General features: G+C 72.6%; 11 protein-coding genes and 2 riboswitches. Of the genes, 7 read left to right on the forward strand and 4 right to left on the reverse strand.

Annotated features, from left to right (window positions below; translation table 11 throughout):
- The first annotated feature begins 55 nt into the window (after positions 1–55).
- Positions 56–157, forward strand: a riboswitch (glycine riboswitch).
- Position 158: 1 nt separating this feature from the next.
- A riboswitch (glycine riboswitch) is annotated at positions 159–258 on the forward strand.
- Positions 259–306: 48 nt separating this feature from the next.
- From gcvP to NS354_RS04750, 5 genes are all read left to right on the forward strand, one after another.
- Positions 307–3189 (forward strand): aminomethyl-transferring glycine dehydrogenase, encoded by a 2883-nt coding sequence (gcvP, locus tag NS354_RS04730; RefSeq protein ID WP_058593450.1) that lies wholly within the window; start codon positions 307–309, stop codon positions 3187–3189.
- A gap of 11 nt (positions 3190–3200) precedes the next feature.
- Positions 3201–4313: a glycine cleavage system aminomethyltransferase GcvT gene (gcvT, locus tag NS354_RS04735; protein ID WP_058593451.1), complete on the forward strand. Its 1113-nt coding sequence runs from the start codon at positions 3201–3203 to the stop codon at positions 4311–4313.
- A gap of 62 nt (positions 4314–4375) precedes the next feature.
- On the forward strand, positions 4376–4759 hold the full coding sequence (gene gcvH / locus NS354_RS04740) for a glycine cleavage system protein GcvH (protein ID WP_058593452.1): 384 nt from the start codon (positions 4376–4378) through the stop codon (positions 4757–4759).
- Positions 4760–4778: 19 nt separating this feature from the next.
- Positions 4779–6272 (forward strand): L-serine ammonia-lyase, encoded by a 1494-nt coding sequence (locus tag NS354_RS04745; protein ID WP_058593453.1) that lies wholly within the window; start codon positions 4779–4781, stop codon positions 6270–6272.
- 214 nt (positions 6273–6486) lie between these two features.
- The gene (locus tag NS354_RS04750) at positions 6487–7926 is read left to right on the forward strand and encodes an MFS transporter (protein ID WP_058593454.1); all 1440 of its coding nucleotides are present in this window, start codon (positions 6487–6489) and stop codon (positions 7924–7926) included.
- A 104-nt stretch (positions 7927–8030) separates the two neighbouring features.
- Here the strand turns inward: NS354_RS04750 and NS354_RS04755 are convergent, their stop codons facing one another.
- Genes NS354_RS04755 through NS354_RS04765 form a run of 3 tightly spaced genes read right to left on the reverse strand, consistent with a single transcriptional unit; the run spans position 8031 to position 11208 of the window.
- Positions 8031–9104 carry a TAXI family TRAP transporter solute-binding subunit gene (locus tag NS354_RS04755; RefSeq protein ID WP_058593455.1) on the reverse strand — a complete coding sequence of 358 codons (1074 nt, stop codon included), beginning with the start codon at positions 9102–9104 and terminating at the stop codon, positions 8031–8033.
- Positions 9104–10558, reverse strand: coding sequence for a sensor histidine kinase (locus NS354_RS04760; RefSeq protein ID WP_058593456.1), 1455 nt, complete (start codon positions 10556–10558; stop codon positions 9104–9106). Before NS354_RS04760 ends, NS354_RS04755 begins: the two co-directional genes overlap by 1 nt.
- Positions 10558–11208, reverse strand: a complete 651-nt coding sequence (locus NS354_RS04765) for a response regulator transcription factor (protein WP_058593457.1) — start codon at positions 11206–11208, stop codon at positions 10558–10560. Before NS354_RS04765 ends, NS354_RS04760 begins: the two co-directional genes overlap by 1 nt.
- A gap of 145 nt (positions 11209–11353) precedes the next feature.
- On the opposite strand from NS354_RS04765, the gene NS354_RS04770 reads away from it, so the two are divergent.
- Positions 11354–12742: an MFS transporter gene (locus NS354_RS04770; RefSeq protein ID WP_082677898.1), complete on the forward strand. Its 1389-nt coding sequence runs from the start codon at positions 11354–11356 to the stop codon at positions 12740–12742.
- A 30-nt stretch (positions 12743–12772) separates the two neighbouring features.
- Entirely contained in the window at positions 12773–13456 is a 684-nt protein-coding gene (locus NS354_RS04775) for a dihydrofolate reductase family protein (RefSeq protein WP_058593459.1), read from the forward strand.
- Positions 13457–13480: 24 nt separating this feature from the next.
- On the opposite strand, the gene NS354_RS04780 is transcribed toward NS354_RS04775, so the two are convergent.
- A partial coding sequence (locus tag NS354_RS04780; protein ID WP_345994175.1) for an NAD-dependent epimerase/dehydratase family protein occupies positions 13481–15493 on the reverse strand: 2013 nt, incomplete at its 5' end.

Here is a 15493-nt window from a genome sequence, read left to right on the forward strand (position 1 = left end):
CGCGCCGCGCGCGGCGCGATGCTAGAGTGAGCAGACATTCGTGAATACCGGCCATCAAGTTGTGGCGGGAGAGTTCAGGGCCGAACGATGCAGCCCCGACGCCGTAGGAGCAATCCCTCCCCGGGAATCTCTCAGGCCCCCGTACCGCCTCAGCACGGCGACTCTGGAAAGCAGCGGACCCCCGTCCGCTCACCGACGGTGCAAGGGACCCGCGTTCGCGGCGACCGAATCTCTCAGGTTCCCTACAGAGCGGGGAGGATCCCAGTACATCCGCGCGTCCGCGCGCGACAGCCCTCGGAGATCCTCGTGACAGCCCTTCCCGCTCCCCGCACCTTCCCGGACCGACACATCGGGGTCACCGACCCGGCGCACGTCGAGGCGATGCTCGCCGAGCTCGGGTACGACTCGCTCGACGCGCTCGTCGACGACGCGGTGCCCGCCGCCATCCGCAAGCCGGAGCCCCTCGATCTGCCGCCCGGCCGCAGCGAGGAGGAGATCCTCGCCGACCTTCGCGCGCTCGCCGCGAAGAACGTCGTGCAGACGCAGATGATCGGCCAGGGCTTCTTCGACACCCACACGCCGCCCGTGATCCGTCGCAACGTGCTCGAGAGCCCCGCCTGGTACACGGCGTACACCCCCTACCAGCCCGAGATCTCCCAGGGCCGCCTCGAGGCACTGCTCAACTTCCAGACCATGGTGGCCGACCTCACCGCCCTCGAGATCGCGAACGCCTCGATGCTCGACGAGTCGTCGGCGGCGGCGGAGGCGGTGCTGCTGATGCGGCGCGCGAACCGCGCCCCCGCGTCGGCGCGCGCGGTGATCGACGCGAACCTCTACCCGCAGACCATCGCCGTGATCCGCGGCCGCGCCGAGGCGCTCGACTTCGAGGTCGAGGTCGCCGACCTCTCCCAGGGGGTGCCGGAGGGCGAGATCTTCGGCATCGTGCTGCAGCAGCCGGGCGACGACGGATCGGTCGTCGACCACGCCGCGACCATCGCCGCCGCGAAGGAGCGGGGGGCGATGGTCACGGTGATCGCCGACCTGCTCTCGCTCACCCTCATCGTGCCGCCCGGCGAGCAGGGCGCCGACGTCGCGGTCGGGAGCACCCAGCGATTCGGGGTGCCGCTCTTCTTCGGCGGGCCGCACGCCGCGTACCTCGCCGTGCGGTCGGGGCTCGAGCGCGCGCTGCCGGGCCGCCTCGTCGGCGTCTCGAAGGACGCGGCGGGCCGCGCCGCCTACCGGCTCGCCCTGCAGACGCGCGAGCAGCACATCCGCCGCGAGAAGGCCACGAGCAACATCTGCACGGCCCAGGCGCTCCTCGCCATCACCGCGTCGATGTACGCCGTCTACCACGGGGCCGACGGCCTGACCGCGATCGCGGCGCGCGCCCACGGCCACGCCCGCACGATCGCCGCATCACTGCGCGCGGCCGATATCGCGCTCGCCGCGGACTCCTTCTTCGACACGGTGCGGGCGAGCGTGCCGGGCCGCGCCGACGAGGTCATCGCGGCCGCAGCGGAGCGCGGCATCAACCTGCGCCGCGTCGACGCCGACACCGTGAGCGTCTCGACGGACGAGACGACCACGGCGGCGCACGTCTCCGCCGTCGTCGAGGCGTTCGGCGCGCCGCTCGTCGCGCCCGAAGCACGCTCCGGCGACGGCTCCGGCGACGACTTCGGCGATGCGGGCTTCGGCTTCGACGCCGCCCTGGCGCGCTCGAGCGACTTCCTCACGCATCCGGTGTTCACCTCGGTCACCTCCGAGACCCAGATGCTCCGCTACCTGCGGCGGCTCGCCGACCGCGATCTGGCGCTCGACCGCACCATGATCCCGCTCGGCTCGTGCACCATGAAGCTCAACTCCACCGCCGAGATGGAGGCGATCTCGTGGCCGGAGTTCGCCGGCATCCATCCGTACGCGCCCGAGCACCAGACCGCCGGGTGGCGTGAGCTCATCGCGGACCTCGAAGGCCGGCTCGTCGAGATCACGGGCTACGCGGGCATCTCGCTGCAGCCGAACTCCGGCGCGCAGGGCGAGTACGCCGGCCTGCTCGCGATCCGCGGCTACCACCGCTCCCGGGGCGACGACCAGCGCACGGTCTGCCTGATCCCCGCATCGGCGCACGGCACCAACGCGGCCTCCGCCGTGCTCGCGGGCATGCGGGTCGTGGTCGTGCGGAACACCGACACCGGGCACATCGACCTCGCCGATCTCTCGGCCAAGATCGACGCCCACCGCGACGAGCTCGCCGCCATCATGATCACCTACCCCTCGACCTACGGCGTCTACGACGACGACGTGCGCGAGGTGTGCGACCGCGTGCACGAGGCTGGCGGGCAGGTCTACATCGACGGCGCGAACATGAACGCGCTCGTCGGCCTCGCGCAGCCGGGCCGCTTCGGGGGCGACGTCTCGCACCTCAACCTGCACAAGACCTTCGCGATCCCCCACGGCGGCGGCGGCCCGGGCGTCGGGCCGATCGGCGTCGCCGAGCACCTGCTGCCGTTCGTACCCGACGACCCCACGGGCGCCTACACGGTGAGCGGCGGCGTACCCGTCGTCTCCACCCTCTTCGGCTCCGCCGGGGTGCTGCCCATCTCGTACGCGTACATCGCGATGATGGGCGCCGACGGCCTGACCCGAGCGACGAAGACGGCGCTCCTCAGCGCGAACTACATCGCCTCCCGGCTGACGCGGCACTTCCCGGTGCTCTTCACCGGAGCGACGGGGCTCGTCGCGCACGAGTGCATCCTCGACCTCCGGGCGCTCACCGCGAAATCGGGCGTGACCGCGGAGGACGTGGCGAAGCGGCTCATCGACTTCGGCTTCCACGCCCCGACGCTCGCCTTCCCCGTCGCCGGCACGCTCATGGTCGAACCGACCGAGTCGGAGGATCTCGCCGAGATCGACCGCTTCATCGAGGCGATGGCGACGATCCGGGGCGAGATCGACGCGGTGATCTCCGGGGAGATCGCGGTCGAGGACTCCCCGCTGCGACTCGCGCCGCACACCGCCGAGAGCCTGATCTCGGGCGAGTGGACCCGCCCCTACAGCCGGGAGCAGGGCGCGTACCCCGTCGAGCGTCTGCGGGCCGACAAGTACTTCCCGCCCGTCGGCCGCATCGACGGCGCCTACGGCGACCGCAACCTGATCTGCGCCTGCCCCGCCCCCGAAGCCTTCGAGAACTGAGGACGAGCACGATGAGCACACCGAAGCAGACCGCACTGCACGCCGAGCACGCCGCGTTGGGCGCCGCATTCACCGATTTCGGCGGCTGGGACATGCCGCTGCGCTACGGATCCGAACTCGCCGAGCACCGGGCCGTGCGCGGCGCCGCCGGCCTGTTCGACCTCTCGCACATGGGGGAGATCCGGGTCTCGGGGCCCGATGCCGCCGCGTTCCTGAACACCGCGCTCGTCGGCAACCTCGGCGCGATCGCCGTGGGACGGGCGAAGTACTCGCTGATCTGCGACGAGGACGGCGGGATCATCGACGACCTCATCAGCTACCGCCTCGCCGACGACGTCTACCTCGTCGTGCCGAACGCCGGCAACGCGGGCGTCGTCGCGGCGGCCTTCGCCGAGCGCGCCGCCGGATTCGACGTCGAGATCGACGACCAGTCGGAGCAGCTCAGCCTGATCGCGGTGCAGGGGCCGAAGGCCGTGGCGATCCTGCTCGAGGTCGTTCCCGAGGAGCAGCACGAGCTCGTGACCGGCATGAAGTACTACGCCGCGGAGCAGGCGACGGTCGCGGGCCACCCGGTGCTGCTCGCGCGCACCGGGTACACGGGGGAGGACGGCTTCGAGCTGTACCTGCCGAACGCCGAAGCGCCGGAGCTGTGGCGCGCGCTGCTCGCCGCGGGAGAGCCGCACGGACTGGTCGCCGCCGGGCTCGCGGCGCGCGACTCGCTGCGCCTCGAAGCCGGCATGCCCCTGTACGGCAACGAGCTGAGCCGCGACATCACCCCGTTCGAGGCGGGGCTCGGGCCGATCGTCTCGTTCGCGAAGCCGGAGACGTTCGTCGGGCGCCGGGCGCTCGAGGCCCGCCGCGACGCCGAGCCCGAGACCGTGCTCGTCGGCCTCCGCGGCGAGGGGCGGCGCGCCGCCCGCGCCGGCTACGCCGTGCTCGTCGACGGGGAGCCGATCGGCCGCGTCACCAGCGGGCAGCCGAGCCCGACGCTCGGGCACCCCATCGCCCTCGCGTACGTCTCGCCGCAGCACGCCGCTCCCGGAACGCGGGTCGACGTCGACCTGCGCGGGCGGGCAGAGCCCTTCACCGTCGTCGCACCGCCGTTCTACCGCCGCGCACGGTAGCGCACCGGCGCCTCGGCACCGCACTCCCACCACCGCCACACACCAGATAGGAAACACGCACCATGAGCAACGTCAAGGCCGGTCTCCGGTACTCCGCAGAGCACGAGTGGGTCACGAGCGACAGCCCCGCCGTCGTCGGCATCTCAGAGGTGGCGGCCGACGCGCTGGGCGAGATCGTGTACGTCGACCTGCCCGAGGTCGGCGCCGCCATCGAAGTCGGCGCCGTCGTCGGCGAGGTCGAATCGACCAAGTCGGTCTCCGAGATCTTCTCCCCGGTGGCCGGCGAGGTCGTCGAGGTGAACGACGCGGTCGTCGCCGACCCGGCGCAGCTCAACGCCGACCCCTACGGGGCCGCCTGGCTGTTCAAGGTCGCCGTGACCGAGGAAGGTCCGCTGCTCGACGCCGACCAGTACGCGTCCGACAACGACGCGCAGGTCTCCGCCTAGGCGCGATCGGCGCACCGTCATGCCCGTCAGCGTGTTCGACCTCTTCACGGTGGGCATCGGCCCGTCGAGCTCGCACACGGTGGGGCCGATGCGCGCCGCCCGCGAGTTCGCGGCGCGCGTCGCCCGGGGCGACGCCGATGCGGTAGACGCTGCGGGCGCGGGAGCTGCCGCGCCCACGGGAATCAATGCCGCCCGCGGCACCGCCGCGGGCGGCGGCCTCGCAGCGGTGTCGTCGCTCCGCGTCGACCTGTACGGCTCGCTGGCCGCAACGGGGCGCGGCCACGGCACCTTCGCCGCGGTGCTCCTCGGACTCGAGGGATTTGACCCGGAGACCGTGCTGCCCGAACAGGTCGACGCGGCGATGGAGCGCCTCGAGCGCACCGGCGAGCTGCGCATGGGGGAGCAGCTGGGCGGGCCCGCCGCGATCCTGCGCTTCGCCGTGAGCGACATCGTGCTGCACCCGCTCACGCTGCTGCCGCGGCACACGAACGGCATGCGCTTCGCCGTCGCGGACGACGCAGGCGGCGCGATCGCCGACGAGACGTACTTCTCGGTCGGCGGCGGCTTCGTGGTGCGCGAGGGCGGGGAGGAAGCGGTGCACGATCGCCGCTCGCAGCGCTCCGCCGAGCAGCCGTACCCGTTCACCACGGCGGCGGAGCTGCTGGCTCATGCCCGCGGCAACCGGCTTACGATCGCCGAGGTGATGCACGCCAACGAGCGGGCGCAGCGCACCGAAACCGAGATATCGGAGGGGCTCGCGCACATCTGGGAGGTCATGGAGGCCTGCAAGAACGCCGCGCTCACGCGCACCGGCGTGCTCCCGGGCGGCCTCGACGTGCGCCGTCGCGCCCCCGAGTGGCATCGCCGGCTCTCGCAGCGCGACCCGGATCGAGATCCGGTGTACTGGCAGGAGTGGATCAACCTCGTCGCGCTCGCCGTCAACGAGGAGAACGCGACCGGCGGGCGCGTGGTGACGGCGCCGACGAACGGCGCCGCGGGCATCATCCCCGCCGTGCTCTTCTACGCCACGCACTACGCGCCGGGCGCACCGACGTGGGCGGGGGAGGAGCGGAAGCGCGCGGTTGCCGACTTCCTGCTCGCCGCCGGCGCGATCGGCGTGCTCTACAAGGAGCAGGCATCGATCTCGGGTGCCGAGGTCGGGTGCCAGGGCGAGGTCGGGTCGGCCTCGTCGATGGCCGCCGCCGGGCTCGCGCAGGTGCTCGGAGGAACGCCCGAGCAGGTCGAGAACGCCGCGGAGATCGCGATGGAGCACAATCTCGGACTCACGTGCGACCCCATCGGGGGGCTCGTGCAGATCCCCTGCATCGAGCGCAACGCGATCGCCGCTTCGAAAGCGGTGAACGCCGCGAAGATGGCACTGATGGGCGACGGCGACCACCACGTCAGCCTGGACCAGGTCATCGCGACGATGCGGGAGACCGGGCGCGACATGAGCGACAAGTACAAGGAGACCTCGATGGGCGGGCTCGCCGTCAACGTCATCGAGTGCTGAGGCGCGCGGCTGGTCCTCGGTGAGCGATTCGACTTCGGTGAGACGCTTCACGGGCCGCCGCCCTCACGGAAGCCGCATCCCTGACGGAAGCCGCATCCCTGACGGAAGCCGCCGCACAACGTCGCACAACGTCGCACAACGCCGCACGACGCCCCGCGCCGCCGCACGACGTCGCACGCCGCCGTGCGCCCCTCATTGCCCCTACGATGATCCCATGAACGGAACTTCGACGGTCGAGCGGCGCTCGCTCGCGCAGCGACTCGATGCGCTCCCCTTCACGCGCAAGCACGGCAGGGTGCTCGGCGGCTCCGGCATCGGCTGGGCCCTCGATGCGATGGATGTCGGCCTGATCTCGTTCATCATCGCGGCGCTGGCCCAGCAATGGGGCATCGACAAGGGCCAGAGCGGGCTGATCGCGTCGATCGGGTTCGCGGGCATGGCGGTCGGCGCGAGCCTCGGCGGACTGCTCGCCGACCGGTTCGGCAGGCGGCAGGTGTTCGCGGTGACCCTCCTCGTCTACGGCGTCGCCACCGGCGCGAGCGCCCTCGTGGGCGGCGTCGGCCTGCTGCTCGTGCTGCGGTTCTTCGTCGGGCTCGGCCTCGGGGCCGAGCTGCCCGTCGCGTCGACGTACGTGAGCGAATTCGCGCCGGCGCGCATGCGCGGCCGCCTCATCGTGATCCTCGAAGCGTTCTGGGCGGTGGGCTGGACCGCTGCGGCCGTCATCGGGTACTTCGTGGTTCCCGCCTCCGAGCACGGCTGGCGGTGGGCCTTCGCACTCGGCGCCATTCCGGCCGTGTACGCGCTCGTCGTGCGCTGGGGGCTGCCCGAGTCGCCGCGCTGGCTCGCAGGCCGCGGGCGCACGGAGCAGGCGGAGGCGATCGTCGCATCGTTCGAGGCGGCGGCGGGATCGCGGCGGGCGCCGGGCGCTGCCCCTGCTTCGGCCCCAGCGCCCGGCGCGGCTTCCGCTCCGGCCGACGGCGCTGCCGCGCGGACCGCTGCGCCTGCTGCGCCCGCTGCGCCCGATGCGCCCGCTGCGCCGGTCGCCGTGTCGACAGGCGGCCGGCTCGCAGCGCTCTGGTCGGCCGAGTTCCGTGGCCGCACCCTCTCCATCTGGGTGGTCTGGTTCTGCGTGAACTTCGCCTACTACGGGGCGTTCATCTGGATTCCGAGCATTCTCGTCGACGCCGGGTTCAGCCTGGTGCGCTCGTTCGGCTTCACACTGGTGATCACGCTCGCGCAGCTGCCCGGGTACGCGGTCGCCGCCTGGCTGATCGAGGTCTGGGGGCGCCGCCTGACTCTCTCGGTGTTCCTCGTCGGATCTGCGATCTCGGCGATCGTGTTCGGCACCGTGCACACGGAGGCCGCGATCATCGCGTCGGGCATGGCGCTCTCGTTCTTCAACCTCGGAGCCTGGGGCGCGCTGTACGCGGTGACGCCCGAGATCTACCCGACCTCGTCGCGCGCCACCGGGGCGGGATGGGCCGCGGGCGTCGGGCGCATCGCGTCGATCGTCGCGCCCCTGCTCGTTCCGGTGCTGCTCGCGGCGGGCGGGCCGGGCCTCACATTCTCCGTGTTCGCGGTCTTCTTCATCGTGGCGGCCGGCGCCGCGTGGGGGCTCGTCGACCGCAGGGGCACGGCGCTCGACGACCGCTGATCGGCCCTGTTGCCGCTCCCGCCACCGCCGCTCCCGCCACCGCCGCTCCCGCCGCCGCTCCAGCTCAGCCGTAGCGCTCACGGCTCAGCGGGAGCGTTCGTCGCTCAGCGGTAGCGCTCGCGGTAGCGCTCCATCGCAGCCGGGTGCAGCGGCACATCGCCCGTGTCGATCAGGGTGTCGAGGGCGAGGTACTGGAGCCCGACCGATCCGGACGGAACGAGTCGAGTGGCGTCGACGACGAGCACGTCGACGAGCGCGCGCGCCGCGTCGCGCGCCAGATCGGCGCGGCACATCAGCAGGTTCGAGATGCCGACGGTGGCGGTGGAGCGCGTCGTGCCGTACACCCCTGCCGGGATGCGCGCGTCGAGGTACTCCCTCGGGTGCGCCGCCCGGAGCGGCGCCACCGCCTCGCCGAGGTCGAGCACCCGCAGGGGGTGCGCGCTCGCGGCCGCGGTGATCTCGGGGGTGGGAATGCCCCCCGACCAGAAGAGCGCGTCGATGCCGCCCTCCGAGAGCGCTCGCAGCGCAGCTGCGAGCTCGAGCTCGGTCGCCTGCGGTGCGCCGACGCCCGCAGCGGGCAGAGCCGCCTCCAGCAGTCGCCTCGTGGTGCGCGAGCTTCCCGACCCGGGAGCGCCGATCGAGACCCGCCGCCCCGCGAGGTCCGCGAACGATGCGATGTCGCTCGTCGCGAGCACCAGGCACTGCAGATAGTTCTGATAGACGCGGCCGATCGCGGCGAGGTCATGCGGCTCGGCGCTCTCGTTCGCGGTGTCCGCCAGTGAGAGCCCCAGATCGACGTCACCGTTCGCGAGCATCTCGAGGTTCTCCGCGCTGCCGTGGGTGACGCGCAGGTCGAGCGAGGTTCCCGCCCGCGCCGCGAGCGCGTCGGCCAGCAGCTCGCCGAACTGCAGGTATGCGCCGCCCGGTTCTCCGCAGGCCAGGGCGAGCGCCCGGGTGCGCTCGGGCGCGCAGCCGGCGAGCGCCAGCGCCCACATCGAGGCGCCGCCGAGCAGCAGGCCACGGCGCGAGACGCGCGCTCCGCGCCCCGTCCCGGTTGCACCGGCCAGCCCGCCGGAGCCGGTCGGCGCACCGGACCCGCCGGGGCCGGTCGGCGCACCGGACCCGCCGGAGCCGGTCGGCGCACCGAACACGCCGAACCCGGCCCTCTTCGCCCCCATCACGCGGCCCTCGCGATGATGGTGATGCGCAGGCCCCCGGCGGGGGCGCGATCGATGACGACCTCGGCGTCGTTGGCTCGGGCGAGCTGCTCGACGATCGCGAGCCCCAGCCCGCTCCCCGGCAGCTGCGCGTGCGCGGGTGCGCGCCAGAACCGCCTGCCGGCCAGTGCGATCTCCGTCGTCGCGAGCCCCGGGCCCGAGTCGCTCATGACGAGCGCGGTGGCGCCGCCCGTGCCGCCGGGCTCTCCCGCGCGCCCCGTCCCGCCCGCGGAGTGCGGAGACAGCTCGATGCGGAAGGCCGAACCCGGAGCGTACTTCGCGACGTTGTCGGCGAGGAGTTCGACCACCTCTTCGAGGTCGTGCCTGCGGAATCGCAGGCTGCGCGGCTGCTCGTCGGCGATGACCGCGATCCCGGCGTCGGCGAGGCGCGCGAGGTGGGGGGCGATGAGTCGGGCGGCGGAGACGGAGACGTGACGGTCGTCGCTCGCCGGGGGCGAGGCCTCGCTGGCGGCGGCGCCATGGCCGCTCGCGGCGGCCGTCGCGCGGTGCTCGGCGTTCGCGAGCGCGAGCATTCGCGCGACGGTGTGCTCCAGGCGATCCAGGTCGCGCTCGATCGCAGCGATCTCCGCGTCCTGCCCGTCGACTTCCGCGTCGAGGTCGCGCGGGAGCCCGTCGATGCGCAGGCGGATGGCGGCGAGCGGGTTCCGCAGCTGGTGCGAGGCGTCGGCCACCAGTCCGTGCTGCTGGTCGAGCGCCAGTTCGACGCTGCGCGCCATGCGCGCGAAGGATCGGGAGAGGCGCCGCAGTTCGGGCGGCCCGGCGTCGGCGTCGAGCGCGTACGCCCGATTCTCGGCGAGGGCGTTCGCGGCGGCGTCGAGAGCCGAGACGGGGCGCAGCACCCACCGCGTCCAGAGGACGGAGGCGAGCAGCACCGCGAAGAGCAGCGCCGCTCCGACGGAGACGATGGTCGCCCACCCCGCCGCGATGTCGCGCTGCGCCGCCCGCTGGTCGACCTGCAGGGCCACAGCTCCCTCGGGGGTGCGGCCGTCGAGGGTGACGGGTGCCGCGATGACGGCGTTCGGCTCGCTCCATGGCGTCACGATGTCGAGGTCCGGCGGCGGCACGCCGCGCAGCGCATCCGAGACCACGGGGGTGATCGCCGCGCCGTCGACGGGGCCGCCCGATCCGGTGAGCCGCGCCCCCGCCCCGTCCACGACGACGACGGCCTCGCCGAACGTCTCGGAGAACCGGTGCAGGTAGCGATCCAGCTCACCGGGGTCGTCGACCGCCAGCGCGGCGGATGCCCGCTGCGCGATCTGCTGCAGGGCCGCGCCGCGCTGCAGCTGGAGCTCCTGCGTGCGCGATTCCGCGATGGCGGCGCCGACGGGGATGAGGATCGCGGTGACGGCGAGCACGCCGAAGACGAAGAGGGGGAGCAGCACGCGGAACCGCATCAGGGCCTCTCGAGGCGGAAGCCGCGGCCCCGGATGGTGGTGATGCGCAGCATCGGCAGCTTCTGACGCAGCCCGGCGAGGTGCACGTCGAATGCTCGGGAGGTCGCCGAGTAGGCGTCGCCCCACACGGCGTCGAGCAGCTGCTGGCGGCCGACCACCGCGCCCGCGTGCCGCGCCAGCACCGCGAGCAGCGCGCACTCGGTCGGCGTGAGCGCGATGGCGGCACCCCGATGCAGCACCTGTCGCTCGGTCTCGTCGACGACGATCTCGCCGAGCTCGATGCGGCCGGTGGCGATGCCGGCGTATCGGCGCGCGACGGCGGTGAGCCGGGCGAGCAGCTCGTGCAGGCGCACGGGCTTCACGAGGTAGTCGTCGGCGCCGAGCCGCAGCGCCTGCACCGTCGACCGCTCGTCGCCGCGGGCGGTGACCACGATCACGGGGATCTCGCTCACGGCGCGCAGCTGCTCGAGCGCGGTGAGCCCGTCCATGTCGTCGAGGCCGAGGTCGAGCAGCACGATGTCGGCGCTCCGGTGCTGCTGCAGCATCGCGCCGCCGCTCGTCACGCGGTCGCAGCTGTGCCCGGCGCGGGCGAGTGCGCCCGCGAGGGCTGCGGAGACCGACGCATCGTCTTCGGTCACCAGCACACGCATGCCTTCCAGTATGCCGTTGCCCCCGTGTATCCCGAGTGTTAAGGCAGTGTTAAGAGTTTCGCCCGTCGCCCCGCAGGGGCTCGCAGAATGGGTCTGCTGCTCAGCCGAGCCGCGTCAGCTCACACCCCTGATGATTGGACTGTCAATGTCAACGTCGACGGCGACCTCGCCGACCCTGCGCCGGTCGGTCTCGAACACACTGAAGGGCTCGGCGGGCAACCTCGTCGAGTGGTACGACGTCTACGTCTACTCGGTGTTCGCCACCTACTTCGAATCGCAGTTCTTCGCCTCCGACGAGGAGAACTCGTCGATCTACATCTGGGCGATCTTCGCGGTCACGTTCCTCATGCGACCGATCGGCTCGTGGTTCTTCGGACGGTTCGCCGATCGCCACGGCCGGCGCCTGTCGCTCACCATCTCGGTGTCGCTCATGGCGGCCTGCTCGATGCTCATCGCGCTCTCGCCCACGGCGGAGACCATCGGCGTCGGCGCTGTGGTGATCCTCGTGTTCGCGCGCCTGCTGCAGGGCTTCGCGACCGGTGGCGAGTACGGCACGAGCGCGACCTACATGTCGGAGACCGCCGTGTCGGGTCATCGCGGGTTCCTCTCGTCGTTCCACTACGTCACCCTCGTGGGCGGCCACGTGCTCGCGCAGACGACGCTGCTGATCATGGTGCTCACCCTGCCGCAGGAGGCCATCGCGTCGTGGGGCTGGCGCGTCGCCTTCCTCATCGGCGGAGCCGGTGCGCTCGTGGTGATCTGGCTGCGGCGCACCATGGACGAGACGCTGGAGACGGCGACCCTGCAGGCCGTGCGGTCGGGCGAGTCCCGCGAGTCGGGATCGATGCGCGAGCTGCTCGTGCACCAGTGGCGCCCGCTCCTCACCTGCTTCCTGGTCACCGCCGGCGGCACCGTCGCGTTCTACACGTACTCCGTGACCGGCCCGTCGATCGTGAAGGGTGCGTTCGCCGGCAGCGACGTCGTGGCGAGCACGGTCATCAACCTGATCGCGCTGACGATTCTGATGCTGCTCCAGCCGCTCGGCGGGTGGATCTCCGACCGGGTCGGCCGCAAGTCGCTGCTCGTGTTCTTCGGCGTGGGCGGCGTGCTGTACACCTGGGTGCTCCTCACGCAGCTGCCGCAGCAGCAGAACCCGTTCATCGCCTTCGCGATCCTCGTGGTCGGCTTCGTGATCCTCACCGGCTATACGTCCATCAACGCCGTGGTGAAGGCCGAGCTGTTCCCCACGCACATCCGCGCACTGGGCGTCGGCTTCGGCTACGCGCTCGCGAACTCGGCGTTCGGCGGCACGGCGCCGCTCCTGTATCAGGCGGCGGGCGAGGCGGATCGGGTCACCTGGTTCATCGTGTACGTCACCGCCGTCATCGCCGTGTCGCTGCTCGTCTACATCTTCGTGCTGAAGAACAAGAGCTCGAACTGGCTCGACGACGAGGCCGGCATGCGCTCGCGCGTGCGCGGAGCGCAGGCCGCGCGTGACGCCTCGTCGGCAGACTCGGCGGCGGCTCGCGCCTAGACTGGCTCGCACCCGGCGGGAGGAGCCCCCATGTCGATCGCACGCGTGCACAACCTCGCGGTCTCGCTCGACGGGTTCGGCTCGGGCGCGCACCCCTCGCGCGATGCGCCCTTCGGCCATGCGGGCACGCGCCTGATGGACTGGTTCCTCCCGACGCCGACGTTCCAGGCGCAGACGGGCGCCCGCGAGCGGGTGCCGGTCGATCCCGCCGCCGAGGCGGACGACCGGTACGCGCGTCGCTCATTCGAGGGCGTCGGCGCCGAGATCATGGGGGCCGGGAAGTTCGGTCCTCCCGGGTGGCAGCGCGACCCCGCTTGGCGGGGCTGGTGGGGCGAGGAGCCGCCGTTCCACTCGCCCGTCTTCGTGCTGACGGGTTCGCCTCGCGGCGACCTGAGCGTGGGGGACACGACGTTCCACTTCCTCGCCGCACCGCCGCGCGAGGCCCTGGCGCGCGCGTTCGACGCGGCTCAGGGCCTCGACGTGCGCATCGGCGGCGGCCCCTCGACGGTGCGGCGCTTCCTGGCCGAGGGGCTCGTCGACCTGCTCCACGTCGTCGTCGTGCCGATCCTGCTCGGCCGGGGGTCCCACCTCTGGCACGGCCTGGAGGGGTGGGAACGCGATTACGCGGTCGCCGCCGAGACGACGCCGAGCGGCGTCACCCACCTCACCTTCACGCGGGCGGCGCAGGAGTCCGCGCGCAGCAGTGGCGCGTAGGCGATCCGGGAGGTCCCGCCCGCCTCAGTAGTTCGCGGGCGGATCGCTCCCCGGGAACGACTCCTCGCCCCACTCGTCGGCGAGCGCGTCGTCGTGGTCCCCGCGCCGACGACGGCTGTCCGGACCGGCTGCGTCCGCGGTGGTCCCCACGGGCGCCTGCGGGGTCGCGGTCTCCTCCGCGGCATCCGGGTCGGCGGGGATCGACGGAGTCCCGTCCACGTCTTCCGTACCCGCCTCGGCGTCCGCGCCGAGCGGCTCCGCGCCCGACGGCACCGCGGCCACCACGTCGTTGTCCTCGCCGAACACATCGCGATCCTCTCGGAAGGCGCGGCTGCGCGCGAAGGCGTGGGCCGCCCCCAGCATCTCCGCCTGCGCCAGCGCGCGCTCGCCCAGCTCGTCGAACACCGAGGCGTCGAGGTCGAGATCCGGCGCGTGCTCGCTGAGCACCTGCCAGAGCCCGAGCTTCCCGATGACGGCGCTGCGCAGCAGTTCGAGCTCGAGAATGAGCGAGAGCGGCGAGCGCGTGAACGTGCGTCCGTTGAGCTTCAGGCGGCCGACGCGCTCACCCACCCATGCGGCGGCTTGTCGGGTGAACCGGCGGCGCACCTCGAGATCGTCGATGAGGTGCGCGAGGAACGCGCGTTCGAGGCGCAGCTCCTCGGCGAGCTCCGAGAGGCCGGCGTACACTGGGGTGTCGATGTAAGCGGCCGACATCCGCTCCATGCGCTCGGCGCCGGCCGTCGCTCCGGTGAGGTGGTCGGAGAGGTAGAGGCCGAACAGCTCCCAGTCGAGTTCGCCCGCGCCGTCCGCTCGCTCACCCAGCGGGCTCTTCGCGGTCGCAGACGGACCGCTCGCCTCCGTAGCGGCTTCGGCTCCCTCTCCGACCCGACCGTCGAGCGACGACAGGCGCGCGTCGTCGACGTCCCGGGCGCGCAGGGGCAGCGACCCAGTCCCACGGCCGTCGATCATGCCCTGCAGCAGTTCGCGCAGCGCGCTCTCCGCCGAGTGCCGCGGCTCCCACCCGAGCTCGCGCTTGGCGCGCGAATTGTCCATGTGCGGCGCTCCGAGACCGAGGTCGAACCACCCGGCGTCCACCGACACGATGCCCGCACGGTGCGCGGCGGTCACGAATCCTCTGACGACCGCGGTGGGGAGTTCGAAGTAGCGGCCGTGGTCGATGATGTCGGCGAGCTGCTGCGCCCCGAGCACGTCGTCGGCGCAGATGTTGAAGGCGCCCGGCGCGCGCTGCACCACGGCCGCGGCGAACGCGGCGGCGGCATCTTCGGAGTGCACGGCCTGCACACCGCGGAGCCCCTTCGGCAGCGGGAGGGCCGGCGGCTTCGCGCGGCCGAGCGCCTGCACCGGCACCGCGCTGCCGAGGAAGTACCGCTGAATGGACGACGCCGCGTCGCCCTGGAAGATGAGCGCCGGGCGCATGCGCGTCACGACGATGTCGGGGTGCGCGCTCGCGAAATCGTCGAGCACCTTCTCCTGCGCCACCTTGTCGACGCTGTACTGCGACGATTCGATGCCGCCGCGCTCCCAGTCCTCCGAGCGCAGTGCCCGAGACGGATCGGCCGCGTACACCCCCACGGAGGATGCGATGACGACGTGCCCGACACCGGCGTCGGCCGCAGCGCGGAGCACGCGCCGCGTCCCCTCGACGTTGACACGGCGCAGCAGCTCCCGCTCCGCGATCGGCTGGATCAGCCAGGCGAGGTGCACGACCGTGTCGACACCCGCGAAGGCCTCGCGCAGCGCGTCGGCGGCCGCCTGCTCCGACGACGCCGCGGCGATGTCGATCGACGTCCACTCGCACGACGCATAGGGCTCGACCGTCTGATCGGGCATGCGGCGGGCGATGCCGAGCACCGAGGCCACCCCGGGCGCGGCGGCGAGTGCGCGCAGCAGGGCGGTCCCCGCATTGCCGGTGGCGCCCACGACGGCGACGCGCAGGCCCGCGGCGTCCGGCGTCGCGCGGCGGGCGTCCGGTGTCGCGCGTCGGTCGCCCTCCGGGGCGGTGCCGGCGGGGGTGGT

It is taken from the genome of Leucobacter chromiiresistens (genome assembly GCF_001477055.1).
Lineage (GTDB): Bacteria > Actinomycetota > Actinomycetes > Actinomycetales > Microbacteriaceae > Leucobacter > Leucobacter chromiiresistens_A.

Bases quoted from the DNA above. Each gene is read 5' to 3' on its own strand.
- gcvT (WP_058593451.1), top strand. From the start codon at position 3,201: ATGAGCACACCGAAGCAGACCGCACTGCACGCCGAGCACGCCGCGTTG.
- gcvH (WP_058593452.1), top strand. From the start codon at position 4,376: ATGAGCAACGTCAAGGCCGGTCTCCGGTACTCCGCAGAGCACGAGTGG.
- NS354_RS04745 (WP_058593453.1), top strand. From the start codon at position 4,779: ATGCCCGTCAGCGTGTTCGACCTCTTCACGGTGGGCATCGGCCCGTCG.
- NS354_RS04750 (WP_058593454.1), top strand. From the start codon at position 6,487: ATGAACGGAACTTCGACGGTCGAGCGGCGCTCGCTCGCGCAGCGACTC.
- NS354_RS04755 (WP_058593455.1), bottom strand. From the start codon at position 9,104: ATGGGGGCGAAGAGGGCCGGGTTCGGCGTGTTCGGTGCGCCGACCGGC.
- NS354_RS04760 (WP_058593456.1), bottom strand. From the start codon at position 10,558: ATGCGGTTCCGCGTGCTGCTCCCCCTCTTCGTCTTCGGCGTGCTCGCC.
- NS354_RS04765 (WP_058593457.1), bottom strand. From the start codon at position 11,208: ATGCGTGTGCTGGTGACCGAAGACGATGCGTCGGTCTCCGCAGCCCTC.
- NS354_RS04770 (WP_082677898.1), top strand. From the start codon at position 11,354: ATGTCAACGTCGACGGCGACCTCGCCGACCCTGCGCCGGTCGGTCTCG.
- NS354_RS04775 (WP_058593459.1), top strand. From the start codon at position 12,773: ATGTCGATCGCACGCGTGCACAACCTCGCGGTCTCGCTCGACGGGTTC.